Consider the following 26,007-nt stretch of genomic DNA (forward strand, 5'->3'; position numbering starts at 1 on the left):
GGGCTCTCGCTTTCGGGTGGGTCGCGGCGGGCGGGAGGGGCCTCCCGCGGTGCGCCGGATCAGTGTAGACGGTGGGCGGGAGTGCTCTCCCGAGCCGCGCGGAGCGGGCTCAGCGCGGCTCGGAGAGGGTCGACTCGATCAGGTCGACGAGCCGCCCGGAGCCGTCGCGGACTCCCACGCGGGCGGCCCGGCGCGCCATCTCGTCGCGACGGGCGGTGTCGCCCAGGAGCGGTACGAGCTCCCGCTGGACCCAGCCGGGGAGGAAGGCGGCGTCCTCGACGAGGACCGCTCCCCCGGCGTCGACGACGCCGCGCGCGTTGTAGCGCTGCTCGCCGTTGCCGACCGGGTACGGGACGTAGACCGCGGGCAGGCCGAGGGCTGTCAGCTCGCTGACCGTCGCTGCCCCCGCGCGGGAGACGGCCACGTCCGCGGCGGACAGCGCGAGGTCCATCCGGTCGCAGTAGGCGAGGAGGTGGTAGCCGGCCACCCCCGGGTCCGTGATCTCGGCGCGGTCGCCCGTGATGTGGAGGACCTGGAAGCCGGTGGCGACGAGATCCCGGGCGGCGGCGTGCACCGTCGCGTTGATCCGTCGAGCGCCGAGGGAGCCGCCGGTCACCAGGAGGGTCTGCCGGGACGGGTCGAGGCCCAGCGCCGCCATCGCCTCGTCGCGGCGCGCGGCCCGGTCGAGCTCGGCGATCTCGCGGCGCAGCGGCATGCCGACGACCCGCGCGTACGGCAGGGGCGTGCCCTCGAAGGCCACGCCGACCGAGCGGGTCGCGCGCGCGCCGAGGCGGTTGGCGAGCCCGGGGCGCGCGTTGGCCTCGTGGACGGTGAAGGGGACGCCGGCGCGGCGCGCCGCCAGGTAGGCGGGTGCTGCCGCGTACCCGCCGAAGCCGACCACCGCGTCGATCCGCCGGTCGCGGATCGTCCGGACGATGCCGGCGATGGTCGCACGGAAGGCTCCGGGGAACCGCAGCGCAGCCGCGTTCGGACGGCGCGGGAACGGCAGCCGCGGGATCACCGAGAGCTCGTAGCCGCGGAGGGGGACGAGGCGGGCCTCGAGCCCCTCGGCGGTGCCGAGCACGAGCACCTCGTCGTCCGGGTTCCGCCTGCGGATCTCGTCGGCCGTCGCGAGCAGCGGATTGACGTGGCCGGCGGTGCCGCCGCCGGCGAGGAGGTAGCGGGTCACTCCGCCGCCGCCTTCCTGCGGCGCAGCACGCCCGCGCCGGGCAGGGGCGCGGTCTGAGTGCGGGCGAAGGAGAGGACGACGCCGATGGCGAGGAGCGAGCTGAGCAGGGCGGTGCCTCCGGAGGAGATCAGCGGCAGCGGGACCCCCAGCACCGGGAGCACCCCCAGGACGACGCCGATGTTGACGAACGCCTGGCCGATCAGCCAGACCATGATCGCGCCGGTGCTGATCCGCACGAACGGATCGGAGGACGCGTGGATGACGCGGAAGAAGGCGACCGCGAGGACCACGAACAGCGCCAGGACGACGATCGCTCCGATCAGCCCGAGCTCCTCGCCGATGATGGCGAAGATGTAGTCGTTGTCCGCGGCGGGCAGCCAGGACCACTTGGCCTTGGAGTTGCCGAGGCCCACGCCGAAGATCCCGCCGGAGGCCATCGCCCAGGTGCCGTGCACCGGCTGCCAGCACGAGTTCTGGTACTCCTCGACGTTGGAGCAGTCGCCGAGGAAGGACATGATCCGGGTGAGGCGGTTGTCGCTGGAGACGGCGAAGAGCACCGCTCCGATCGCACCGACCACCACGATCGGCACGAGGACCTTCATCTGGACGTTCGCGTAGAAGAGTGCGGCGAGGACGATGCCCGCCATGATCACGACCGTGCCCAGGTCGCCTCCGATGAGGACCAGTCCGATCGCCGCGCCGCCGACGATCAGGACGGGGATGAGCGCGTCCTTCCAGTCCTTCGGCGACCGGTAGCGGCGGGCGAGCAGGAGCCCCAGCCAGAGGGCGAGCGCGAGCTTGATGATCTCGGAGGGCTGCATGCTGAAGGCGCCGAGGCGGATCCAGTTGCGGTTCCCGCCGACGGAGTCGCCGAGCGGTGTGAAGAGCACGAGGCACTGGAGGACGCAGCCGGCGATGAGCAGGATCGGCGTCACGCGCTTCCACACGCCGAGGGGCAGCCGCGAGACCACCAGCATCATCGGGATCCCGAGGAGGGCGAACCCGCCCTGGCGCAGGAAGCCCCCGAAGGAGTCGTCGCTCGACACGTAGGAGGTGACCGACGAGGAGGAGAGCACCATCGTCAGTCCGAACAGCACCAGGAAGAGCGTGGTTCCGAAGAGGAGGTAGAAGTTCGGCGAGTGGGAGGCGAAGACCTTCGAGAGGACGATCCGCGCGGAGCGGGCCCCGCTCCGGTCCTTCCCGCGCGGCTCAGTGCGCGAGCGGCCCGCGGGGCGGCTCGTCGTCGGAGCGGTCATCGGCTCCCCCTCCCAGGTGTGTCGCCACGGCGGCCGCGAAGGAGCGGCCCCGAGCCGCGTAGTCGAGGAACTGGTCCATCGAGGCCGCGGCGGGTGCGAGCAGGACGACGTCCCCCGAGCGGGCGAGCGTCGCGGCCGCCTCGACGGCCGCCTGCATCACCGCACCAGTGTCGTCCGGCACCGCCTCGCTCACGGGGAGGGCGGGCGCGTGTCGTCGGAATGCCGCGAGCAGCGCCGAGCGGTCGGCGCCGATCACCACGGCGCCCCGCAGGCGGCCGACGTGCGCGGCCACGAGGGCGTCCACGTCGACGCCCTTGAGCAGGCCGCCGACGACCCAGACGACCGACGGGTACGCGCGCAGCGAGGCGTCGGCGGCGTGCGGGTTCGTGGCCTTGGAGTCGTTCACCCAGGTCACCCCGTCGTGCTCGGCGACGACCTGGATGCGGTGGGCGTCGAGCTCGAAGGACGCCAGCGCGGCGCGGACGGCCGTGACCTCGATCCCGAACGCTCGGGAGAGCGCTGCCGCGGCGAGCACGTTCTGGACGATGTGCGGAGCGGCGAGGTTCCGAGCGGCGAGCTCGTCCACGGTGGTGATCTCGAGGGCACTGGTGCGGCGGTCCTCGAGGAAGGCGCGGTCGCAGAGGATGCCGTCGACGATCCCGAAGTCGCTCGGCCCGGGCACGCCGAGGCCGAACCCGATCGCCCGGGCGCCCTCCACCACCTCGGCGTCGAGCACCATCTGCTCGGTCGCCGCATCGGCGCGGTTGTACACGCAGGCGACGCGGGTGCCGGCGTAGACCTTGCCCTTGGCCGCGCGGTAGGCGTCGAACGAGCCGTGCCAGTCGAGGTGGTCGTCGGCGATGTTGAGGCACGCGCTCGCGATCGGCTCGATCGCGCCCAGGTAGTGCAGCTGGTAGCTCGAGAGCTCCACGACGAGGACGTCGAAGCCCTGCGGGTCGCGGACCGCGTCGAGCACGGGCACGCCGATGTTGCCGCAGGGTGCGGCGCGGAGGCCGCCGGCCACGAGCATCGTCGCCGTGAGCTGGACGGTCGTGGTCTTCCCGTTGGTGCCGGTGACGGCCACCCAGTCCGCCGGAGTGCCGTCGGCGCGCACGACCTTGTCGCGGACACGCCAGGCGAGCTCGACGTCGCCCCACACGGGGATCCCGGACTCCGCCGCCCACACGAGGATCGGGTGCGTCGGCCGGAAGCCGGGCGACACCACGACCAGCTCCGGTGCGAACGCGTGCAGCTCCTCCGGAGCGGAGTCGAGGCGGTCGGCCCGGTGCAGGCGGGCGCCGATCACCTCGAGGAGGCGCTCGCGCTCCTCGTCGGCGCGGTCGGCGAGGACCAGCACCTCGGAGCCGAGCTCGGTCAGGGTGTCGGCCACCGAGAACCCGGTGACGCCCAGGCCCAGCACGGCGACGCGCAGGCCGCGCCAGTCCGAGTGCCAGCTGCGGAGGGAGTCGGGACGGGCGGGATCGGTCATGCCAGCGACAGCCATTCCAGGTAGAAGAGCCCGACTCCGGCGGCGACGAAGATGCCGGCGATGATCCAGAACCGGACCACGACGGTGATCTCGGCCCAGCCCTTGAGCTCGAAGTGGTGGTGGAGCGGGCTCATCAGGAAGATGCGCTTGCCCCGGGTCAGCTTGAAGTAGATCCGCTGGAGGATGACCGAGCCGGTCACGATGACGAACAGGCCGCCGATGAGGATGACCAGCAGCTCGGTGCGGGTGAGGATCGCCAGGGCCGCGAGCGCGCCGCCGAGGCCGAGCGAGCCGGTGTCGCCCATGAAGATCTGCGCCGGCGAGGTGTTCCACCAGAGGAAGCCCACCAGGGCACCGGAGACGGCCGCCGCGATGATGGCCAGGTCGAACGGGTCGCTCACCTGGTAGCACTTGTCGACGACCTCGGGGTTGAGGTGCTGGTCGAAGCACCACTGGTTCGACTGCCAGAACCCGATGATGACGTAGGAGCCGATCGCGAGGATCGAGGACCCGGTGGCGAGTCCGTCGAGCCCGTCGGCGACGTTCACGCCGTTCGACGTGCTGGTGACGATGATGCAGATCCACAGCACGAACAGGCCGATGCCGATCCAGCCGAGGGAGGCGAAGTCGAACGGCAGGTCGCGGATGAACGAGATCGAGGTGGACGCGGGGGTGAGCCCGTTGGAGTCGCGGACCATGATCGCGATCACCGCGAAGGCCGCGGCGACGATGACCTGGCCGGCGATCTTCGCCCAGCCGCCGAGGCCGAGGCTGCGCTGGTTGCGGGTCTTCAGGAAGTCGTCGACGAAGCCGACGAGTCCGAGCCCGACCATCATGAAGAGCACCAGCAGGGCCGACGGCGCGATCGCCCGGTTGCCGAACAGCATCCCGAGGAAGTAGCCGACCACGGTGCCGATGATGATGACGATGCCGCCCATCGTCGCCGTGCCGTGCTTGACGTGGTGCGACTTCGGTCCGTCCTCGCGGATGAACTGGCCCCACTGCAGGCGGTGGAAGAGGCGGATGAACAGGGGCGTCATCAGGAGCGTGAAGGCTCCCGAGAACGCGCCGGACAGGAGGAGTGCCCTCATCGGTGACGCTCCCCGAGACGGTCGGCGAGGAAGCGCAGCCCCGCGGAGTTGGACGACTTGACCAGCACGGTGTCGCCGGGTCGCAGGTAGTCCTCGAGGAGGTCGAACGCCTCGTCGGAGGTCTCCGCGAAGACGGACTCGCCGCTCCACGATCCCTCGCGCTCGGCCGCGACGTGGATCCGGCGGGCGCCTCGGCCCACCACCACGATCTGGGAGATGTTGAGGCGGACGGCCAGCAGGCCCACGCGCTCGTGCTCCTCGTCGGCCCACTCGCCGAGCTCGCTCATCTCTCCCAGGACGGCGACGGTGCGCCCCCCGGGCTTCGCGATCTGGGCGAGGGTGCGCAGGGCGGCCGCGGTGGAGTCGGGACTCGCGTTGTACGCGTCGTTGATGACGCGGACGTCCTCGCCGCCCAGGACCTCCATGCGGCCGCGCTCGGCGAGGGTGACGGTCGCGAGAGCCTCGACGATCGCGGGCAGCGCCACTCCGACAGAGAGCGCGGCGGCGGTCGCCGCGAGGGCGTTCATCACGTGGTGCTCGCCGAGGACGCGCAGCAGGAGCTCGGCGCGAGCGGCCTCGCGGCCCTCCCCCGCCGAGACCTCGATGGCGAAGCGGGTGCCGTCGGCGGTCGCGTCGATGTCGACGGCGCGGACGTCCGCGCTCTCGCCGCGGCCGAACCAGAGGACCCGGGCGGCGGTGCGGCCCGCCATCGAGGCGACCCGGCCGTCGTCGGCGTTCAGCACGGCGACGTCGTCGGCGGTGAGGTCGGCGACCATCTCCGTCTTGGCCTCGAGCGTGCGCTCGATCCCGCCGAACTCGCCGGCGTGCGCGAGGCCCACGGCGAGGACGACGCCGACGTCGGGCCTGGCCATCCGGACGAGGCGGCGGATCTCGCCGACCGCGCTCGCGCCCATCTCGGCGACGAGGAAGCGCGTCGACTCGGACACCTGGAGCATCGTGATCGGCGCGCCGACCTCGTTGTTGAAGGATCCGCGCGGAGCGACCGTCTCGCCGACCCGCTCGAGGACAGTGCGGAGGAGGTTCTTGGTCGTCGTCTTGCCGTTCGAGCCGGTGACGCCGATGACGGTGAGCCCGCCCTTCGCGCGGACGCGCCGGACGACCTCGGTCGCCAGCGCTCCGAGCGCCTCGACGGAGTCGTCGACGAGGACCTGCGGCACGTCGAGGTCGAGCGGGCGCTCCACGATGAGGAGCGCGGCACCGCGCTCGAGAGCGGCGGGAGCGAAGAGGTGGCCGTCGGTGTGCTCGCCGCGCTTGGCGACGAAGATCCCGCCGGGCGCGATCTCGCGGGAGTCGGTCTCGGTCGCTCCGTCGATCACGGTGGCGGCCGTGGCGGACGAGCCGGCCAGGTGGAGGCGTCCGGAGACGGCCTCGGCGATCTCGGTGAGGGTGAGGGCGATCATCTACAGCCAGCCCGCCTCGCGCAGCGCGTGACGGACGTCGTCTCTGGCCGAATACGGCATGTGCACTCCTGCGATCTCCTGGTGGTCCTCGTGGCCGGGCCCGGCGTAGAGGATCGAGTCCCCTTCGCGCGCGAGGGCGACGGCGGCGCGCACGGCGGCGCGCGGGTCGGCGATCTCGTGGATCTCCCGGTCGGGCACGGCGGCCCGGGCGCCCTGGAGGAGCGCGGCGCGGATGGCGGCCGGATCCTCCCAGCGCGGGTGGAAGTCGGTGACGACCACGACGTCGGCGAGGCGGGCGGCGATGCCGCCCATGTCGCTCCGCTTGGTCGTGTCGCGGTCCCCGTCCGCCCCGAACACCATGAACAGGCGGCCGGGCGTGATGGTTCGCAGCGCCTCGAGCGCGTTCTGGAACGCGTCGGGGGTGTGGCCGTAGTCGACGTAGACGCGCGGTCCGCGCTCCCCCGAGACGAGCTCTGCGCGGCCCGGGATGTAGACGTCGAGACGGCTGTCCTCGAGCGCGTGCGCGACGGCGTCCAGGTCGAAGCCCGACTCCACCAGCATCACGATCGCCAGCGCGGCGTTGGACGCCATGTACCAGCCGATCAGCGAGACGGTGACGACGACGGAGCGGTTCTCGGGCCCCTCCAGGCGGAAGGTGGTGCTGTCGGGCGTCGCGTCCAGCACCGTCATCGACCAGTCGGCGGGCGTCGTCGGGGCGACTCCGACGACCGGCGAGCCGGCGAGCGTCGCGACGGGGATGCGGCTGCGCTCGGCGAGCTCGCGCCCCCAGGCGCTGTCGACCGTGACGACGCCGCGGCGTGCGCGCTCCGGCTCGAAGAGGTCGGCCTTTGCCTCGAAGTACTCGCGCAGATCGGAGTAGTCGTCGAGGTGGTCGTGGCTGAGGTTCGTGAAGCCGACGACGTCGAAGACGAGGCCGTCGATCCGGTGCCGCGTGAGCGCCTGCGCCGACACCTCGATGGAGACCGCGCGGACGGCGGACTCGCGCATCCGCGCGAGCAGGCCGTGCAGCTCGCTCGCCTCGGGAGTGGTCAGCGAGCTGACCACGGCGACGTCGCCGATCCGGCGCTCGGCGGTGGAGCTGAGGCCGGAGACGACTCCGAGCCGGCGCAGCAGCGCGTCGAGGATGTAGACGACGCTCGTCTTGCCGTTGGTCCCCGTCACGCCGAAGAGCATCGGGACGTCCTCGCGGGTGCGGTGGATCCACGCGGCGACGTCGCCGAGGGCGGCCCGCGGGTCGGGGGTCACCAGCACGGGCAGGCCGCTGTCGGCGGCGAGCTCCGCTCCGGCCGGGTCGGTCAGCACGGCGACGGCTCCGGACGCCGCGGCGGCCGACGCGAAGGCCGCGCCATGGGCACGACGTCCTGCGACACCGACGTAGAGGTCTCCGGACTCGACCTGGTTCGAGTCCAGCGTGACTCCGCTCACCTCGACGCCCTCGAGGCCGCGGACCGGGCCGAGGGAGAACTCGGCCACGAGCTGCGAGAGACTCCGCGGCACGGGGTGCTCGGGGCGGAGGGAGGACTGCGGGCGAGGGTCGTGCACTGCCCGCTCTTTCTCTCGTTCTGGTGCGTGGATCGTGGTCCCGGCGGGGCTCACCACGTCGTCGGGTACTCGACGGGCGGCACCGTGGACGGCTCCACCCGGTTGGTCTTGAGCACCTGGGTCATGACCTGCTGGAAGACGGGAGCCGTCGCCTGGGACGTGTTCATCTTAACCGGATCGGCGATGGTGACCGTCACGACGTACTCCGGGTCCTCCGCCGGCGCGAGCCCGGCGAGCGAGACGGTGTAGCTCTTCGAGTAGCCGCCCTTCCCGTCGGGCTGCTGCGCGGTACCGGTCTTGGTGGCGATGTTGTAGCCGTCGACGTGGATGTCGTTCGCCAGCCAGCCCTCGTTGTAGTGCGTCTGCAGCATGTCGACGACCTGCTTCGCGGCCGAGCTCGACACCACCTGGGTGCCCGTCGCATCGGGGACGTCCACGACGGAGCCGTCGGCCGTGGTGCAGCCGTCGATCAGCTGCGACGGGAGCCGCACTCCGCCGTTGCCGAGCGTCTGGTAGATGCTCGCGACCTGCACCGCGGTCGCCGAGACGCCCTGGCCGAACATCGTCGTGTAGTTCGTCTGGTTGTCCCAGTCCTGGTAGTCGGCGAGCAGGCCGCCCTCCTCGCCGGGGAAGCCGCTCGTAGTGGGCGTGCCGAGACCGAACTTCTGCAGGTAGTCGTAGCGGGTCTGGGCCGACAGGCGGGAGCCGAGCATCGAGATGCCGACGTTCGACGAGTCCTTGAGGATGCCGGTCAGCGTGTAGTTCGTCGGGGTGTGCGCGAAGTCGTCGCTGAACGAGGCGCCGTCCTTCTCGAAGGAGTCCGGGACGACGACCTGGGTCGTCGGGCCCGCCTGGCCCTGGTCGATCAGCATCGCGGCCGTCATCGGCTTGAAGGTCGAGCCCGGCTCGAACGGCGCGCGGAACGCGCGCGAGCTGCGGTCGGCGGAGGCGCTCGCCTCGACGTTGTTGGGGTCGACGGTCGGCGTCTCGGCCACGGCGAGCAGCCTGCCGGTCTTGACCTCCTGCACCACGACGATCCCGTAGCTGCCGCCGACCTCGGCGACGCGCTGCGAGAGGACCTGCTGGGAGTAGTACTGGAGGTCGGAGTCGATGGTGAGCTTCAGCGTCCCGCCGTCGACGGCCGGGGTCTCCGAGACGGTGCTGCCCGGGATCCGGACGTAGTCGGCGCTGCGCTCGTAGCTCTCGGACCCGTTCTGCCCCGCGAGGCAGGTGTTCTCCGCGTACTCCATGCCCTCCTGGGCCGCTCCGTCCGCCCCGACGTAGCCGACGAGGTTGCCGGCCACCGCGCCGTTGGGGTAGCTGCGTCCCTGCTGGGTCTCGAAGTAGGTCCACGGGATGTCGAGCGCGACGAGCTTCTGGTAGGCCTCGAGGTCGAGCCCCTCCGAGAGGATCAGGTAGTTGGCCTTCGCGTCCTTCGCGAGCGCGGCGTCCACCGCTCCGGTGATCTGCTCGACCGACTGCCCGGTGATCGCGCCGATCTCGGAGGCGGCCTGCTGCACGCTGACCATGACCTTCTGGTCCTCGCCCAGCTCGCGCGGGAACTCGGCCACGTTCTTCGGCGAGGTCGTCAGCCGGTAGCGCGTGGTGGTGTCCGCGAGCACCGTCCCGGAGCGGTCCACGATGGGGCCGCGCTGGCCGTAGGTGACGACGCTGTTCGACTGGTTCTGGGCGGCCGCATCGGTGAGCTCGTTCGCCCGCACGATCTGGATGTCCACCAGCTTGCCGATGAAGAGTCCGACGACGGCGACGATGATGACGAACGTGACGGCCGTGCGGCGTCTGCTCGAGCGGTGGTGTCTCACTGCGGCGGTGTCCTTCTTGCTCCGGGCGGGCGGGCCGCCGTTCGTCGGGTCCGGATGGTCGTCGTGCGCCCCACGGGGCGGGTGCCCGCGCGGAGGCGGACCGCGACGCCGTGCGTCAGTGCGTGATGGGCGCGGGCAGCTCGCCCTGCAACGGTACGGCCGCACCGTCGACAGCCGGGGAGGACGCGCTCGCGCCGGGCTGGAGAGCCGGGACGAGGGCGTTGGGCACGAGCGGCGCGGAGGCGGTGCCCGCGACTTCGCTCGACGCGGCGGAGGAGGGGTCGCCCAGCACGGCGCCGTCCGAGAGGCGGAGGTAGACCGGCGCGGTGTTGGCGACCATGCCCAGGCCCTGAGCGGCGGTGGCGAGGTTCTGCGGCGAGCTCAGCGTGTCGACGGCGTCCTGCTTCTCCGCGTTGCTGCGGGTGAGCGACTTCTGCTCGGTCTGCAGCGCCGAGATCTGGTAGGCCCCCTGCGAGAGGCCGACGCTCACCAGGAGCTGGACGACGATGATCGCGAAGAGGCCGGCGACGGCGACGATCCCGTAGACGAGCTTCGGGCGCGACTGCGCCTGACCGGCCGGGACGGCCTCGATGCGGGGGCGGGGCGCCTCCTCCTCGGGGCGTGCTCGGCGGGCGGTGTCGATGACGGCGGGGTCGATGACGGCGGTGGCGCTCATGCGGTGCTCCTGATCCTCTCGGCCGCGCGCAGACGCACGGGTGTCGCTCGGGGGTTGCGGGCCTTCTCGTCGTCGGAGGCGAGCTCGGCTCCGCGGATGACGAGTCGGAACTCGGGTCGGTGCTCCGGCAGCTCCATCGGGAGGCCGGCCGGGGCGGTGGAGGAGGACGCGGCCTGGAGCGCGCGCTTGACGATCCGGTCCTCGAGCGACTGGTACGCCTCGACGACGATCCGCCCGCCCTCGTTGATCCGGCCCAGCGCGGCGGGGATCGCCCGCTCGAGGACGGACAGCTCCTGGTTGACCTCGATCCGCAGCGCCTGGAAGACGCGCTTGGCGGGGTGGCCGTTCCGCTGGATCGCGACCGGGGTCGCCGCCTGGATGATCTCGACGAGACGGCCGGAGCGCTCCAGCGGAGCCTCGCGACGGGCCTCCACGATCTTCTTGGCGTAGCGCGCGGCGAGGCGCTCCTCGCCGTACTCGTGGAAGATGCGGCGCAGGGCGGTCTCGTCGTAGTCGGCGAGGATGCTCGCCGCCGTGAGCGGGGCGGTCGAGTCCATCCGCATGTCGAGCGGCGCGTCCTTGGAGTAGGAGAACCCGCGCTCGGTCTCGTCGAGCTGGAGCGAGGAGACGCCGAGGTCGAAGAGCGCACCGTCGATCGTGTCGATGCCCAGCTCGTCGAGCACGTCGGGCAGCTCGTCGTAGACGGCGTGCACGAGGTCGATCCGGGAGGCGTGGGCGGAGAGCCGCTCCCCCGCGAGCTGCAGCGCCTCGGGGTCGCGGTCCAGGCCCACGAGGTGCAGGCCGGGGAAGCGCTCGAGCAGCGCGAGCGAGTGCCCGCCCATGCCGAGCGTCGCGTCGACGACGACCGCCCCGTCGCGCTCCAGCGCCGGAGCGAGGAGCTCGACGCAACGCTCGAGCAGCACCGGGAGGTGCCGCTCCTCGGTCGGGCGCGGAGCGTCCTTCGGAGTGTTCTCTGCCATGGCGGTCCCGCCGTTCCCGTTCCTGTCGTCCGATCCCCATCCACCTCGCGTCCGGACACCGGGGAAGGTGCGTCCGGGCGCCGAGTGGCTGGGAGTCGCGCGACAGGACCTAGAACAGGCCGGGGATCACCTCCTCCTGGGTGTCGGAGAACACGGACTCCTGCTCCTGCAGGTAGGTCTCCCAGGCGCCCTGCGCCCAGATCTCGGCGCGGTTGCCCGCTCCGATGACGGTGAGGTCGCGGTCGAGGCCGGCGTAGGCGCGCAGCGGAGCCGGGAGGGTCACGCGGTTCTGCTTGTCCGGCGTCTCGGCGCTCGCGCCCGAGAGGAACACCCGGAGGAAGTCCCGCGCCTGCTTGCTGGTCACCGGCGCCTGCCGGATCTTCTCGTGCATCACCTCGAACTCGGCCTGGCTGAACACGTACAGGCACCGCTCCTGGCCGCGCGTGACGACGACTCCGGAGGAGAGCTCGTCGCGGAACTTGGCGGGGAGGATCACGCGGCCCTTCTCGTCGAGCTTGGGGGAATAGGTGCCGAGGAACACGGACTGCCCCCCACTTCTTCCGGCCAAGGATGGTGTGTCCTCCACAGTACTCCACTTCCCCCCACTCACAACCCCGGCGCGGCGCGGGGCGCGCCGGAGAGGCCCCGGTCATCCGCGTGTTTCCGCGGAATCGCGACAGTGGGGCGAAGTGGAGGGGGAATGCCGCGGGAGGGAGGCCGCGGGCACGAAAAAAGGGCCGATCCGTGAGGATCGACCCTGTGGTGGAGCGGAGGGGAGGCTAGCCGCGCCCGTCTCCGCGGTTGTCCCACCTGTCGTTCAGACGGTCCATGAAGCCGGACCCCTGGCGGTTGCCCGAGCGGGGCTTCGACGGACGGCCGACGTCGGGCAGGCCGGGCTCGGAGGAGCCGCCGGCGGCCGGGCGCATGGCCACGATCACGCCGCCGAGCATGAAGGCGAACCCGAGGATGCCGACGAGGGGCTGGCGCACGACCACGCCCGCGACGAGCACGGCGAGACCGAGGATGCCGAGCAGGATGCCGAGCACGAGGGCCCGGTAGTTGGTGCCGCCGCGCCCCTTGCCGACCGCCGCCACGAAATCGGCGTCGTTCTGGTAGAGGTTCCGCTCCATCTCATCGAGGAGCCGTTGCTCGTGTTCCGAAAGCGGCATCGTGACCCCTTCAGGGTGTGGCGTCGACCCTTTCGGGGATCGGCACCGGAATAGGCGGCGTCTGGGCTCGACCGGTCGGGCGGCGCTTCAGTGTAGACCGAGCCCGACGCAGGCACCAGGCACCTTCGGTGCATAGGCTGGTCGGGTGAACCACAGCTCTCGACTGGTCGATCGCGTCCAGCTCCGAATCGATGAATTCCTCACCGGGCGCACGCCAATTCTGCGCTCCATAGGAGAGGACGTCTCCGCCCTCGGCGACCTTTCGCGGGACTTTCTCAGCGGGGGCAAGCGGTTCCGCGCGCGCTTCTGCGAGGCGGGCTGGACCGCGGTGTCGAGCACCTCGAGCGAGGCCCATCCGAGCGGCTCCGATCCGATCGCGAGGGTGGGCGCCGGGCTGGAGCTGTTCCACGCCGCCGCCCTCGTCCACGACGACGTGATCGACAACTCCGACACCCGCCGCGGCGCTCCCGCGGCGCACCGGCGCTTCTCCTCCTTCCACGCCGACGGCGGCTGGACCGGCGACCGCGACGAGTTCGGCCGCTCCTCCGCGATCCTCCTCGGCGACCTCCTCCTGGTCTGGTCGGACGAGATCTTCGCCGCGGCGGAGTGGTCGCTCGGGGATCGAGTCGCGGCCGAGCGCGCGCGCGCCGAGTTCAACCTGATGCGCACCGAGGTCACGCTGGGCCAGTACCTCGACATCCTCGAGGAGAGCGCGTGGGTGCAGCACCCCGAGCACGAGCACCTGCAGCGGGCGGAGCGGGTGGTGGTCTACAAGAGCGCGAAGTACAGCATCGAGGCGCCGCTGGTGATCGGCGGCTCCCTCGCCGGCGGCGACGACGCGCAGCTGGACGCCCTGCGCCGCTTCGGGCTCCCGGTCGGGATCGCCTTCCAGCTGCGCGATGACGTCCTCGGAGTCTTCGGCGACCCGGCAGTGACGGGCAAGCCGGCCGGCGACGATCTGCGGGAGGGCAAGCGCACCGTGCTGCTCGGCCTCGCCCGCGGCGCGTGCTCGCCGGGCGAGCGGGCCGAGCTCGACGCGGTCGTGGGCCGGAACGACGCCGACGCGGCGTCCATCGCGCGGGCGCAGGAGATCATCGCGGGCAGCGGCGCCCTCGAGCGGCTCGAGGAGCGCATCGACCAGGAGGTGGCCGCGGCGATCGCGGTCCTCCCCGACGCGCCGCTCCGCACGGAGGGCGTGGCGGAGCTGCGCGAGCTGGCCGCCCAGGTCACGGTCCGCACCTCCTAGGAGCGGACCGGCGGGATCAGGCCAGGGCCTGGGCGACCCGCCGGACCTCGGCCTTGCGGCCGGCGCGGAGGGCGACGATCGGGCTCGTGCCCAGGCTCTCCTCGACCGTCAGCATCCAGTCGACCGCCTCGTCGTCGGTGAAGCCGGAGTCGGCGAGCAGGATCGCGGTGCCGCGGATCTCGCTCATCGGCTCCCCGTCGCGGAGGAAGAGGGCGGGGACCTTCAGCACGCCGTCGCGGCGGGTGCCGAGCAGGTGGCGCTCCTCGAGGAGGCGGCGGACCCGGCCGGCGCCGAGCCCGGTCAGCTCCACGAGGTCGGGGACGGTCAGCCACTCGAGCTCGGAATCGGTCGAGGTGGCGGGGGAAGCGGACGAGTCGGTCACGCGTCAAGACTGCCACGAGCCCGGAGGGCCGCCAACTGCGGGCGCCCCGGAGAAGGAGTCGGGCCCGTCCTGCGCCGCCCGGGCGTCGCTCACCGGTTCCCCCGGGGGTCTTGCCTAGACTCGTCGCGTGACCACCAGCCAGCTCGACCCTCTCCTCGGCCGTCTCGTCGACGGCCGGTACGAGGTGCGCTCGAGGATCGCCCGCGGCGGCATGGCGACGGTCTACCTCGCGCACGATCAGCGCCTCGAGCGCCGCGTGGCGATGAAGGTCATGCACGGCCACCTCTCCGACGACGCGACGTTCAAGAACCGCTTCGTCCAGGAGGCGCGCTCCGCCGCCCGTCTCGCCCACCCGAACGTGGTCAGCGTCTTCGACCAGGGCCAGGACTCGGACATGGCCTACCTGGTGATGGAGTACCTCCCCGGGATCACCCTGCGCGACCTGCTCAAGGAGCGCGGCCGGCTGACCGCCCAGCAGGTCGTCGACATCATGCACTCCGTGCTCTCGGGTCTCGCCGCCGCGCACCGCGCCGGGATCCTCCACCGCGACCTCAAGCCCGAGAACGTGCTCCTCGCCGACGACGGCCGGATCAAGATCGGCGACTTCGGCCTCGCGCGCGCCGCCTCCGCCAACACCGCCTCCGGTCAGGCCCTCCTCGGCACGATCGCCTACCTCTCCCCCGAGCTGGTCACGCGGGGCACCGCCGACACCCGCAGCGACATCTACGCCATCGGGATCATGATCTACGAGATGCTCACCGGAGAGCAGCCCTTCACGGGCGAGCAGCCGATGCAGATCGCGTACCAGCACGCGAACGACTCCGTCCCGTACCCCAGCGCGACGGTCGCCTCCGTCCCCACCTCGCTCGACGAGCTCGTCCTCTGGGCGACCGAGCGCGACCCGGACATGCGGCCCCGCGACGCCGGTGTCATGCTCGCGCAGCTGCTCGAGGCCGAGCGGCTCATGGGCATCACACCGAGCGACCGCCGCGGCGACACGCAGGCGGTCACCCCGCTCCCGGCGCCCGTCGCCGATCCGGCGCCCGCGACGGCCGTCTTCGATACGGCGGAGCCCGGGCAGACCTCGGTCTTCGACCCGGCGCCGGCCCCCGGAGCGGTGCTCGTGGTCGACGAGGACGACGACACCGTCGCCCGGCTCGCGAGCAGGCGCCGCGTCCGACGGCGCCGCGGCGTCCTGCTCACGGTGGTCGTCCTCCTCCTGGCGCTCATCGGCGGCGGGACGGCCTGGTGGTTCGGCGAGGGACCCGGCGCGATCGTGTCGATCCCGGACGTCGTCAGCCAGTCGCAGCAGGACGCGACGGCCCAGCTGCAGGCGCAGGGCTTCGAGGTGCAGCCGCAGGAGACGCCCGACCTCACCGTGCCCGCGGGGACGGTGGTGAGCTCCGATCCGCCCGGCGGGCAGGGGGTGCACAAGGGCTCCGTCATCACGCTGACCGTCTCGAGCGGGCCGCGCCAGCTGCCGGTCCCGTCTCTCGCCGGCCTCTCGGAGGCCGACGCTGCCGCCGCGGTGACGGGCGGCTCCTTCACCGTCGGCGACGTCTCGAAGATCTTCGACGCCGACGTCGACGCCGGTGTGGTCGTCTCCGCCTCGCTGCCGGACGGATCGGCCCTGCCCGAGACGATGTCCGAGACCAGCACCATCGCGATGGTGGTGAGCCTCGGACCGATCCCGAACGTCGTCGGCCTCTCGATCGACGACGCGACGGCGAAGGCGGAGGCGGCCGGTCTCGCCCTCGACCGCAGCGGCGAGGACTGGAGCGACACCGTGGCCGCGGGCGTCGTCCTCACGCAGGCGAACCCGGAGGCGCCCGCCGTGACCGGCGACACCGTCTCGGTCGTCGTGTCGAAGGGGCCCGAGCCCGTCGCCGTGCCGAACGTCGTGGGGATGAACCGCGACGAGGCGAAGGCGGCCCTCGAGGCGGCGGACCTGTCGTGGAGCTACTCCCTGACGACGCTCGGCCCGCTGATCGACGCGGCGCCGAACGAGCTGACCAAGGTCACGAACCAGTCCAACAAGGCCGGCGATCTCGTGCAGCGCGGCACGACGATCCAGCTGTCGATCACCATCACGACCTGACGCCGCCGGTCGAGCCCCTCGGCGGGGACTCGACCGGCGGTCGGGGTCGGATCAGATCGCGCGGCCCCGGAGCTCCTCCGCCACGAGGAACGCGAGCTCGAGCGACTGCATGTGGTTGAGGCGCGGGTCGCAGACCGACTCGTACCGGGTGGCGAGCGTCGCCTCGTCGATGTGCTCCGAGCCGCCGAGGCACTCGGTGACGTCGTCGCCCGTGAGCTCGACGTGGATGCCGCCCGGGTGCGTCCCCGCGGCGCGGTGCGCCTCGAAGAAGCCCTTGACCTCGTCGACCACGTCGTCGAAGCGACGGGTCTTGTAGCCGGTCGGCGTCGTCAGCCCGTTGCCGTGCATCGGATCGGTCACCCACAGCGGCAGGGCGTCGCTCCGCTTGACGGCCTCGAGCAGCGGCGGGAGGGCGTCGCGGATCCTCCCGGCACCCATGCGGGTGATGAAGGTGAGGCGACCGGGCTCCCGCTCGGGGTCGAGCTTGTCGATCAGCTCGAGCATCGTCTCGGGCGTGGTCGACGGGCCGAGCTTCACGCCGATCGGGTTGCGCACCCGCGACAGGAAGTCGACGTGCGCGCCGTCGAGCTCGCGGGTGCGCTCGCCGATCCAGATGAAGTGGCTGGAGGTGTTGTACGGCGTGCCGGTCCGCGAGTCGATGCGCGTCATGGGGCGCTCGTAGTCCATCAGCAGGCCCTCGTGGCCGGTGTAGAACTCGGTGCGCTTCATGCCCTCGAAGTCGGCCCCGCACGCCACCATGAACTTGACCGCGCGGTCGATCTCGCGGGCCAGCTGCTCGTAGCGCTGGTTCTGCGGGTTCTCGGTGAAGCCCTTGTTCCAGTAGTGGACGAGGCGCAGGTCGGCGAATCCGCCCTGCGTGAAGGCGCGGATGAGGTTCAGCGTCGAGGCGGCGGTGTGGTAGCCCTGCACGATGCGGCGCGGGTCCGCGGCGCGGGACTCCGGGGTGAAGTCGTAGCCGTTGACGATGTCGCCGCGGTAGGCGGGCAGGGTCACGTCGCCGCGGGTCTCGAGGTCGCTCGAGCGCGGCTTCGCGAACTGGCCGGCCATCCGGCCCATCTTGATGACGGGCATGCTCGCGCCGTAGGTCAGGACGACGGCCATCTGCAGCACGGTCTTGACGCGGTTGCGGATCTGCTCGGCGGTCGCTCCGGCGAAGGTCTCGGCGCAGTCGCCGCCCTGCAGGAGGAACGCCTCGCCGCGGGCCGCGGCTCCGAGACGCTCGCGCAGCTGGTCCACCTCGCCGGCGAACACCAGCGGAGGGAGCGCGGCCACCTCGGCGGACGCCGCTCGCACGGCCTCCGCATCGGGCCACTGCGGCTGCTGCTTGATCTCGAGCTCGCGCCAATAGTCCAGGCCGGCGACCACGGAGGGGGCGGCGAGGACGTACGGTTCGTTCGGATCGATGACCACGAGGGTGTTCCCGGTTCTGACGGGCGCCAGCGGCGCGCGGAGGGCCGCCGTCCGGACGGACGGCAGCGGTTGACGAGCTTATCGCCTGGCAGGGCGCTCGGCCGGGAGGGGGCCCCGGCATCGAGCGGGCGCTCAGCGGGTGAGGGCCGCGCGCTTCTCCTTGACCGAGGTCGCGTAGACGTCGAGGTACTCCTGGCCGCTCAGGGCGAGGAGCTCGTACATGATCTCGTCGGTGATCGAGCGGAGGATGAACCGGTCGCCCTCCATGCCCTCGAAGCGGCTGAAGTCGAGCGGCTCCCCGAAGACGATGCCGATGCGGCCCAGCTTCGGCAGGCGCTTGCCGATGGGCATGATGCGCGCGGTGTCGATCATGGCGACCGGGATGACGGGCACGCGGGCCTCGAGGACCATGCGCGCGACACCGGTGCGGCCGCGGTACATGCGTCCGTCGGGGCTGCGCGTGCCCTCGGGATAGATGCCCAGGGCGTGGCCGCCCGCGAGGACGCGGAGGCCCGTGTTGAGCGAGGCCTCCGACGCCTTGCCACCGGAGCGGTCGATGGGCAGCATCCCCGTGGCGGTGAAGAACGTCCGCGTCGCCCAGCCCTTGAGGCCCTTGCCGGTGAAGTAGTCGCTCTTGGCGAGGAAGACCATGTTCCGCTCGATCACCAGCGGGAGGATCACGGAGTCGATGAAGGAGAGGTGGTTGCTCGCGAGGATCACGCCGCCGTTCTGCGGCACCTTGTCGGCGCCGACCACCCACGGCCGGAAGATCGTCTTCAGGAGCGGGCCCGCGACGATGTGCTTCATGAACCAGTAGAACATCGGGCTCCTCGGCGGTGCGGCGGATCGGGTGCGGCGGGTGCCGCTAGAGGGAGCTCGCGTGCAGGCGCGCCAGGTCGGCGGCCCCCACGACTCCGGCGTCGTTGACGAGCTCCGCGATGCGGAACTCGGGCTCGGGGTGGTAGCCCCGGGCGGGGAGGTTGTCGAGGTAGGCCTGGCGGATGGGGTCCAGCAGGAGGTCGCCCGCCTGCGCCACTCCGCCGCCGATGACGAACATCTGCGGGTCGAGGACGGCGCTCAGGCTGGCCGCCGCCTCGCCCAGCCAGTGGCCGAGCTGGCGCAGCGCCGCGAGGGCGCCGAGGTCTCCGGCGGTGATCAGCTCGGAGATGAGGTGGCCGTTCAGCTCGCCGCCGTTGCGGGCGCGGGCGTCGGCGATGCCCTGGCCGATCCCGCCCGCGTCGGCCAGCTCGCCGGCGAAGCGCTGGAGCGCGCGGCCCGAGCCGTACTGCTCGATGCAGCCGCGGGCGCCGCAGCCGCAGGGCAGGCCTCCGGGGACGACGCGCATGTGCCCGATCTCGGCCGCGGCGCCGAAGCCGCCGCGCAGGAGCCGGTCGTTGATGACGATCGCGCCACCCACTCCGGTGCCGATGGTGAGCATCAGCATGTCGCTGACGAGGCGGCCCGAGCCGTAGCGGAACTCGGCCCAGCCGGCGGCGTTCGCATCGTTCTCGATGATGATCGGCAGGTCGATGCGGGCCGAGAGCTTCTCGCGGAAGGGCTCGTTGCGCCAGTTGATGTTCGGGGCGTAGTAGACGATCGACTGCGAGGCGTCGATGAAGCCGGCGGCGGCGACTCCGACCGCGGAGACGTCTCCCGGGAGCAGGCCGGAGCGCAGATGCTCGACCATCTCGACCACGACGTCGACGATCAGCTCGGGGTGCCCGGCGGGCGTGGGCCGACGGTCCTCGCGGAGGATCCCCCCGAACTCGTCGACCAGGGCTCCGGCGATCTTCGTGCCGCCGATGTCGATCCCGATCGCGTGCACGCGAACCGCCTTCCCGTCGCCACCGGCGCGGCAGCGTCGGCGGGCCGCCCTGAGCGGCGGCCAGGACGAGTGTAGTGACCGCGAGCGCTCCGATGCGGCTCAGCGGCGAGACCCGGCGACGCGTGTCGGCCCTCCTCGCGGAGCCACCGCTGGATCGTTACCCTGAACGGATCCACAGCTTGCGCCGCGCCGGTAGGGTGGAGACGACGTTCATTCAGGTACCGAAGGAGTTGCCGTGGACCAGTTCGATTCCCCCCTGGTGGTTCCGGCCGATCCCCAGGCCAATACGACCGCCCTCCTGCTGGACCGCGTCCGCGAGACGCCCGATCGCCCACTCTTCGCGTTGCCCGACGGCGACGGCTGGCGCGATGTGACGGCGCAGGAGTTCCTCGACCAGGTCACGGCCCTCGCGAAGGGCTTCGTCGCCGTCGGCCTCGAGCCGGGCGAGAAGGTCGGGCTGATCTGCAAGACGCGCTACGAGTGGACGCTGATCGACTTCGCCGTCTGGTTCGCCGGCGGGATCCTCGTCCCGGTGTACGAGACTTCCTCCCCCGCGCAGGTGCAGTGGAACCTCGCCGACTCCGGCGCGCACGCCGTGATCGTCGAGACTCCCGAGCACTTCGCCCGCTTCGACGAGATCCGCGCCGACCTTCCCGAGGTCCGACTCGCCTGGCAGATCGGGCTGGGCGATCTGGACAAGCTCGTCGCGCGCGGCGTCGACGTGCCGGACGCCGAGATCGAGCGCCGCCGCTCGCTGGCGACCGGCACCGACATCGCGACGATCATCTACACCTCCGGCTCCACCGGCCGCCCCAAGGGATGCATCATCCGGCACTCGAACTTCGTCGAGCTCAGCCGCAACTCGGCGGTCGCCCTGACGGAGCTGATCCACCAGCCCGGCGCGTCGACGCTGCTGTTCATCACCACGGCGCACGTGTTCGCCCGCTTCATCGCGATCCTCTGCGTGCACGGCGGGGTGAAGGTGGGGCACCAGGCCGACACCAGGCAGCTGCTCCCCTCGCTCGCGTCCTTCAAGCCGACGTTCCTCCTGGCCGTGCCGCGCGTGTTCGAGAAGGTCTACAACTCCGCCGAGCAGAAGGCCGAGGCCGGGGGGAAGGGGAAGATCTTCCGCCGCGCGGCCGACGTCGCCGTCGCCCACTCGATGGCGCTCGAGGCGGGCTCGGTGCCGCTCGCTCTGAAGCTGCAGTTCCTCCTCTTCGACCGGCTCGTCTACTCGAAGCTGCGCACCGCCATGGGCGGGAACGTCCGCTTCGCCGTGTCCGGCTCGGCGCCGCTGGGAGACCGGCTCGGGCACTTCTTCCACAGCCTCGGCATCAAGATCCTCGAGGGCTACGGCCTCACGGAGACGACGGCGCCCGCCACCGTCAACCGCACCGAGCGGTTCAAGATCGGCTCGGTGGGCCCGGCGATGCCCGGGGTCTCGATCCGGATCGCGGGCGACGGCGAGATCCAGGTGCGCGGCATCGACGTCTTCGGCGGCTACTGGAACAACGAGGCGGCGACGGCCGAGTCGTTCGACGGCGAGTGGTTCCGCACGGGCGACCTCGGAACCCTGGACGAGGACGGGTACCTGCGCGTCACCGGGCGGAAGAAGGAGATCATCGTCACCGCCGGCGGCAAGAACGTCGCTCCGGCGGCGCTGGAGGATCCGATCCGCGCGAACCCGCTGGTCGGCCAGGTCGTCGTCGTCGGCGACCAGCGCCCGTTCATCGCCGCTCTTGTCACGCTCGACTCCGAGATGCTGCCGACGTGGCTCGCGAACAACGGGCAGGACAAGGGCCTCTCACTCGAGGACGCGGCCGTGAACCCGGTCGTTCTGGCCGAGGTGCAGCGGGCCGTCGATGCGGCGAACGAGCGCGTGTCCCGCGCCGAGTCGATCCGGAAGTTCGTGATCCTCCCGACCGAGTTCACGGAGGCGAGCGGTCACCTGACTCCGAAGATGAGCATCAAGCGCAACGTCATCCTCGCCGACTTCGCCGACACCATCGCCGCCGTCTACTCCGCCGCCCCCGCCACCGAGGGCATCTCCCTCCGCTGACCCCGCGCTCTCCCCGCGTCACCAGCAGGCCGTCCCGATCGCAGCCGCCTCCGGGACAGCGCGCCCAGCTCTATCCCGTCGGCGGAACGCCCGACGCTCTCCTCGACGCGCCCCTGTCGCGGTGCCGACCGCGCCGGGCCGGGCAGGGACCAGATCCCCTCAACACAGCCGTATCCGGGAAAGCGCGTCCCAGCGCTTTCCCGTCGGCGGAACGCACGACGCTCCACCGAACGCCCCCACCTCGCCAAGCCGACCGCCCGGAGCCGGGCAGGGACCGGCTCCCCCTCGACACAGCCGTATCCGGTGAAGCGCGTGCCAGCGCTTCACCGTCGGCGGAACGCACGACGCTCCATGGAACGCGCCCACCTCGAAAGGCCGATCGCGCGGAGCCGGGCAAGGACCGGCTCCCCACCAACACAGCCGTATCCGGGCAAGCGCGTCCCAGCGCTTTCCCGTCGGCGGAACGCACGACGCTCCACGGAACGCCCCCACCTCGAAAAGGCGACCGCGCCGAGCCGGGCAAGGACCGGCCCCCCTCGACACAGCCGTATCCGGGAAAGCGCGTCCCAGCGCTTTCCCGTCGGCGGAACGCACGACGCTCCCCAAAACGCGCCCACCTCGAAAAGCCGACCGCGCCGAGCCGGGCAGGGACCGGCTCCCCCTCAACACAGCCGTATCCGGTGAAGCGCGTGCCAGCGCTTCACCGTCGGCGGAACGCACGACGCTCCATGGAACGCGCCCACCTCGAAAAGCCGACCGCGCCGGGCCGGGCAGGGACCGGCCCGGAATCGAACTCAGAACCAGTCGGATTCCCGGACGGCCTTCATGGCGGCGCGGCGGTCGTCCTTGGAGAGGCGGTCGAGGTAGAGGCGTCCGTCGAGGTGGTCGCATTCGTGCTGGAGGGCCTGGGCCATGAGGCCGTCGCCTTCGAGGACGATCTCGTTGCCGTCGAGGTCGGTGCCGCGGACCTTCGCGTGCGGGTAGCGGATCGCGGGGTACCAGAGGTTCGGGACGGAGAGGCAGCCCTCGTCGACCGGTTGCGGGTCTCCGCTGAGCTCGATGATCTCGGGGTTGAGGATGTACCCGATGACGCCGTCGACGTTGTAGCTGAAGGCGCGGAGGTTGACGCCGATCTGGGGGGCTGCGACGCCGGCGCGTCCGGGCGGTCGGACGCTGTCGACGAGGTCCTCGACGAGGCCGCGGACGCCGGCGTCGACCGTCTCGATGGTCGTGGACGGGGTCTTCAGCACCGGGTCCCCGAAGATGCGGATCTGGCGTTCGGTCATGTGGTGCGCTCCCTCAGGGCCTCCTCCGCGCTCAGGAGGGCGTTCTCGACGACTTCGCTCGCTGCGGGGTGCGGCCAGTACTGGCTGCGGGCGAGTCCGCGGATGCCGGTGCCGGCGCTGGCGGCCTGGACGAGCGGCTGAATGAGGATACTGGCCTGCGGCCCGATGATGTGCGCGCCGAGGAGGGTGCCGTCGAGTCCGACGACCAGGAGGCAGGCGCTGGAGTCGTCCTCGAGCGCCCAGCCGAAGGCGGTGGAGCCGTACTCCTGGGTGACGGTGACGACGTCCAGGCCCTGGTCCCGCGCTTCGGCCGCGGTGAGCCCGAAGTGGGCGATCTGCGGGTGGGCGAAGATCGCGCCGGGCACCGGCGAGAGGGTGTCGGAGAGCAGCTCGCCCGGGTGCAGGAGGTTGTGCGCCACGAGGCGCGCCTCGTGGTTGGCGACGTGCTTGAGCTGCCAGCGGGACGACACGTCGCCGAGGGCGAAGAGGCCGGGCACGGGGTGTCCGCCGGAGAGGACGCGCTGCTCGGTGTCGACGCTGATCCGGCCGTCCTCGTGCAGATCGATCCCGACGGAGGCGGCGGCGACCGTGTCGCTGTTGGGGTCGCGGCCGAGCGCGACGAGCAGCAGGTCGGTCTCGACCGTCGTGCCGTCGCTGAGGGCGACGCGGAGCCCGTCAGGGCGGGCGTCGACGCTCTCGGCGCTCACTCCGGTGAGCACCGTGTACCGCTCGGCGGCGATCCCGGTGAACCGGCGCGAGACGTCCTCGTCGAGGGCGCGGAGGAGGCGGTCGCCGCGGACGGCGACGGTCACGGCCGTGCCGAAGGAGGAGAAGACGTGGGCGAACTCGACGGCCACGGCGCCGCCGCCGAGGATCAGCATCCGCTCGGGGAGCTCGTCGAGCCGCATGACCGAGGACGAGTCCTGGATGCGGGGGTCCGGCTCGTACGCGGCGAGGAGCGGCCTGGGCCGCGAGCCGGCGGCCACGACCACCTGCGGAGCACTGATGCGGGCACCGCTGGCGCTGACGAGTACGTGCGGGCGGTCCCCGTCTCCGAGCGACTCGAAGCCGAAGCTCTCGCGGAGGACGGTCACGTTCGGGGAGCGCTGATCGCGGTACTCGAACCCGCCCTCGCTGATCGCGTCGATCCGCCCGAAGACCCGGTCGCGCACCTCGGCCCACTCGGGGCGGCGCAGGCGGGAGTGGACGCCGATCGGGCCGCCCTGGTCGACGTCGGTGACCACGTCGGCGACGTGGACGAACATCTTGGTCGGGATGCAGCCGGCGTTGAGGCAGGTGCCGCCGAACCACTCGCCGTCGTCGAGGATCGCGACCCGCAGGCCGTCGAACTCCGGACCGACGATCGAGTTGCCGGAGCCGGCCCCGATGACGATCAGGTCGAAGGCGTCGGTGGACGCGTCGGGTCCGTCGGTGCGGTCCTGGTGCGCGGCGGACGCCGCCCCGGAAGCCCGGGGCTCAGACACGTCGGACCGGCATGCCCTCGACCACGAGCGCGGCGAGCAGGCGTGCGGCGTCCTTCGTGCCCTCGCGCAGCTGCTCCCACTTCACCACGGATCCGGCGGCGAGCACCGGGTCGTAGGGGATGCGGACGATGTCGCGGACGCGGGAGCGGAAGTGCGACTCGATCTCCTCCAGCTTCACCAGGCTCGTGCCCTGCGTCGCCGTGTTGAGCGCGACGACCGCGTTGCGCACCAGGGCGCCGTAGCCGTTCGCGTCCAGCCAGGTGAGGGTCTCGGAGGCCAGGCGGGCCTCGTCGACGCTGCCGCCCGAGACGATCACCACCGTGTCGGCGCGCTGCAGCGTGGGCCGCATCACCGAGTGCACGATGCCCGTGCCGCAGTCGGTGAGCATGATCGAGTAGAAGCGCTCGACCAGGTCGGCGACCACGTTGTAGTCGTCCTCGTCGAAGGCCTCGGAGAGCTGCGGGTCGGTGTCGGAGGCGAGGACGTCGAGGCGGGTCTCGTCGCGGGAGACCATCGTCGAGAACTCGGTGAACCCGGTCACGCCGGCCGCGCGGTTCACGACGTCGCGGACGGTCGCCCGCGTCTGCTTGTGGACGCGCTCGGCCAGGGTGCCGCGGTCGGGGTTCGCGTCGACCGCGATGATGCGGTCCTCGCGCGCGTCGGCGAGGGCCATGCCCAGGAGCGTCGTGACCGTGGTCTTGCCGACGCCGCCCTTGCGGGTCATGACCGGGACGAAGCGGGTGCCGCCCTCGAACTGCCGGCCGATCCGCTCGTCCATCGCCTTCCACGCCCTCACCTTCGCGGAGTCGCCGAGGTTGACCGTGTGGAAGGTCAGGCCGTAGAGGAAGCGGTGCCAGCCGCCCGTGGGAGCGGGACGGGTCTTGCGGTTGACCTCCAGGAGCCTGTCCGGGGTGAGCATCGACGCCGACTCGGGGACGGCGGCGCTCGGCGCGGACGGGGCGGGAGCGGCGCTCGAGGACTCGGCGCGGAGGCGGTCGCGGCGCGTGGGGACGGCGGCGGGCTCCCCCGCGGACTCGGACGCCGCGGGCTTCTCGGCGGACTCCGCTCGGGCGGGGATCCCCGCCGAGACCGGTCCGTTCGCGCCGGACGGGTGAGCGGGAGCCGGTGAAGGGGTCGGAGCAGGACTCGGCTCCGGGGGCACGAGAGCGTGCGAGCGCGAGGGCGGCAGACCGAGGCGGCCGACGTCGATCGCGTCCTCGTCCTCGACCGGAGCAGGGGCGGTGGAGCGGCGCCGCGGGCCGGGCGGGGTGATCCGCACGCCGTCGGGCAGGAGGGTCGGAGCGGTGTCGCTCGCTCGCGGGGAGTACTGACCCGATTCCCGAGCCGCGTCCATGGCGGTCCGCGGCGTGGGACCGGTGCCGGTGTCGGGCTGTTCGTCGTTGCGCTCATCCATGCGAACGAGCCTCCTTCCGCTCAGGACGAGTGTACCGGCGGGCCCGGATCGCGCCGGGCGGCTTGGTCGGAGCGCGCTCCGACTGCTAGTGCGGCCCGCTTCCGGAGGCGGCGCGGACGGCGCGT

Annotated in this window: 21 protein-coding genes; 3 read left to right on the plus strand and 18 right to left on the minus strand. The window is 71.9% G+C overall.

What is annotated here, in order from left to right:
• Positions 1 to 109: 109 nt before the first annotated feature.
• The 11 genes from murG to C5D50_RS13530 all read right to left on the minus strand — a co-directional run bounded on the left by murG (position 110) and on the right by C5D50_RS13530 (position 12,657).
• The gene (murG, locus tag C5D50_RS13480) at positions 110 to 1,189 is read right to left on the minus strand and encodes an undecaprenyldiphospho-muramoylpentapeptide beta-N-acetylglucosaminyltransferase (RefSeq protein ID WP_104283730.1); all 1,080 of its coding nucleotides are present in this window, start codon (positions 1,187 to 1,189) and stop codon (positions 110 to 112) included.
• Positions 1,186 to 2,445, minus strand: coding sequence for a putative lipid II flippase FtsW (gene ftsW / locus C5D50_RS13485; RefSeq protein ID WP_104222593.1), 1,260 nt, complete (start codon positions 2,443 to 2,445; stop codon positions 1,186 to 1,188). Before ftsW ends, murG begins: the two co-directional genes overlap by 4 nt.
• Positions 2,399 to 3,934 (minus strand): UDP-N-acetylmuramoyl-L-alanine--D-glutamate ligase, encoded by a 1,536-nt coding sequence (gene murD / locus C5D50_RS13490; RefSeq protein ID WP_104283731.1) that lies wholly within the window; start codon positions 3,932 to 3,934, stop codon positions 2,399 to 2,401. Before murD ends, ftsW begins: the two co-directional genes overlap by 47 nt.
• Positions 3,931 to 5,025, minus strand: a complete 1,095-nt coding sequence (mraY, locus tag C5D50_RS13495) for a phospho-N-acetylmuramoyl-pentapeptide-transferase (RefSeq protein WP_104222591.1) — start codon at positions 5,023 to 5,025, stop codon at positions 3,931 to 3,933. Before mraY ends, murD begins: the two co-directional genes overlap by 4 nt.
• Positions 5,022 to 6,446: a UDP-N-acetylmuramoyl-tripeptide--D-alanyl-D-alanine ligase gene (gene murF, locus C5D50_RS13500; protein WP_104222590.1), complete on the minus strand. Its 1,425-nt coding sequence runs from the start codon at positions 6,444 to 6,446 to the stop codon at positions 5,022 to 5,024. The genes mraY and murF overlap by 4 nt, the downstream gene beginning before the upstream one ends.
• Positions 6,447 to 8,009 carry a Mur ligase family protein gene (locus C5D50_RS13505; RefSeq protein ID WP_104283732.1) on the minus strand — a complete coding sequence of 521 codons (1,563 nt, stop codon included), beginning with the start codon at positions 8,007 to 8,009 and terminating at the stop codon, positions 6,447 to 6,449.
• 50 nt (positions 8,010 to 8,059) lie between these two features.
• Positions 8,060 to 9,832, minus strand: a complete 1,773-nt coding sequence (locus C5D50_RS13510; protein ID WP_258069632.1) for a penicillin-binding protein 2 — start codon at positions 9,830 to 9,832, stop codon at positions 8,060 to 8,062.
• 115 nt (positions 9,833 to 9,947) lie between these two features.
• On the minus strand, positions 9,948 to 10,508 hold the full coding sequence (locus tag C5D50_RS13515) for a hypothetical protein (RefSeq protein WP_104222588.1): 561 nt from the start codon (positions 10,506 to 10,508) through the stop codon (positions 9,948 to 9,950).
• A complete protein-coding gene (rsmH, locus tag C5D50_RS13520) occupies positions 10,505 to 11,488 on the minus strand; it encodes a 16S rRNA (cytosine(1402)-N(4))-methyltransferase RsmH (RefSeq protein WP_104255491.1) in 984 nt (327 codons plus the stop codon). Before rsmH ends, C5D50_RS13515 begins: the two co-directional genes overlap by 4 nt.
• 109 nt (positions 11,489 to 11,597) lie before the next feature.
• Positions 11,598 to 12,029, minus strand: a complete 432-nt coding sequence (gene mraZ / locus C5D50_RS13525) for a division/cell wall cluster transcriptional repressor MraZ (protein ID WP_104222586.1) — start codon at positions 12,027 to 12,029, stop codon at positions 11,598 to 11,600.
• Between the two features lie 238 nt (positions 12,030 to 12,267).
• Positions 12,268 to 12,657, minus strand: a complete 390-nt coding sequence (locus tag C5D50_RS13530) for a DUF3040 domain-containing protein (protein WP_104233350.1) — start codon at positions 12,655 to 12,657, stop codon at positions 12,268 to 12,270.
• A 145-nt stretch (positions 12,658 to 12,802) separates the two neighbouring features.
• On the opposite strand from C5D50_RS13530, the gene C5D50_RS13535 reads away from it, so the two are divergent.
• On the plus strand, positions 12,803 to 13,903 hold the full coding sequence (locus tag C5D50_RS13535) for a polyprenyl synthetase family protein (protein WP_104283733.1): 1,101 nt from the start codon (positions 12,803 to 12,805) through the stop codon (positions 13,901 to 13,903).
• A gap of 16 nt (positions 13,904 to 13,919) precedes the next feature.
• Here the strand turns inward: C5D50_RS13535 and C5D50_RS13540 are convergent, their stop codons facing one another.
• Complete coding sequence (locus C5D50_RS13540; protein WP_104222583.1) at positions 13,920 to 14,285, minus strand: Rv2175c family DNA-binding protein; 366 nt, start codon at positions 14,283 to 14,285, stop codon at positions 13,920 to 13,922.
• Positions 14,286 to 14,412: 127 nt separating this feature from the next.
• On the opposite strand from C5D50_RS13540, the gene pknB reads away from it, so the two are divergent.
• Positions 14,413 to 16,383, plus strand: a complete 1,971-nt coding sequence (pknB, locus tag C5D50_RS13545) for a Stk1 family PASTA domain-containing Ser/Thr kinase (RefSeq protein WP_104222582.1) — start codon at positions 14,413 to 14,415, stop codon at positions 16,381 to 16,383.
• A gap of 51 nt (positions 16,384 to 16,434) precedes the next feature.
• On the opposite strand, the gene C5D50_RS13550 is transcribed toward pknB, so the two are convergent.
• The 3 genes from C5D50_RS13550 to C5D50_RS13560 form a co-directional block, all read right to left on the minus strand.
• Entirely contained in the window at positions 16,435 to 17,769 is a 1,335-nt protein-coding gene (locus C5D50_RS13550) for a class II 3-deoxy-7-phosphoheptulonate synthase (RefSeq protein WP_104222617.1), read from the minus strand.
• 177 nt (positions 17,770 to 17,946) lie between these two features.
• A complete protein-coding gene (locus C5D50_RS13555; protein ID WP_104222581.1) occupies positions 17,947 to 18,636 on the minus strand; it encodes a 1-acyl-sn-glycerol-3-phosphate acyltransferase in 690 nt (229 codons plus the stop codon).
• Between the two features lie 43 nt (positions 18,637 to 18,679).
• Complete coding sequence (locus C5D50_RS13560; protein ID WP_104222580.1) at positions 18,680 to 19,639, minus strand: ROK family glucokinase; 960 nt, start codon at positions 19,637 to 19,639, stop codon at positions 18,680 to 18,682.
• A 235-nt stretch (positions 19,640 to 19,874) separates the two neighbouring features.
• Between C5D50_RS13560 and C5D50_RS13565 the strand changes: the two genes are divergently transcribed.
• Positions 19,875 to 21,698, plus strand: coding sequence for a long-chain fatty acid--CoA ligase (locus C5D50_RS13565; RefSeq protein WP_104283734.1), 1,824 nt, complete (start codon positions 19,875 to 19,877; stop codon positions 21,696 to 21,698).
• Between the two features lie 794 nt (positions 21,699 to 22,492).
• On the opposite strand, the gene def is transcribed toward C5D50_RS13565, so the two are convergent.
• The 3 genes from def to C5D50_RS13580 are packed head-to-tail and all read right to left on the minus strand — an operon-like array spanning position 22,493 to position 25,882.
• Complete coding sequence (def, locus tag C5D50_RS13570; protein ID WP_104250747.1) at positions 22,493 to 22,984, minus strand: peptide deformylase; 492 nt, start codon at positions 22,982 to 22,984, stop codon at positions 22,493 to 22,495.
• Positions 22,981 to 24,468, minus strand: coding sequence for a mycothione reductase (locus C5D50_RS13575; protein WP_104283735.1), 1,488 nt, complete (start codon positions 24,466 to 24,468; stop codon positions 22,981 to 22,983). The genes def and C5D50_RS13575 overlap by 4 nt, the downstream gene beginning before the upstream one ends.
• Complete coding sequence (locus C5D50_RS13580) at positions 24,461 to 25,882, minus strand: MinD/ParA family protein (protein WP_258069633.1); 1,422 nt, start codon at positions 25,880 to 25,882, stop codon at positions 24,461 to 24,463. The genes C5D50_RS13575 and C5D50_RS13580 overlap by 8 nt, the downstream gene beginning before the upstream one ends.
• Positions 25,883 to 26,007: the final 125 nt, after the last annotated feature.

Origin of the sequence: Rathayibacter sp. RFBD1 (assembly GCF_002932915.1) — a bacterium.
In the GTDB taxonomy this organism is placed as follows: Bacteria; Actinomycetota; Actinomycetes; order Actinomycetales; family Microbacteriaceae; genus Rathayibacter.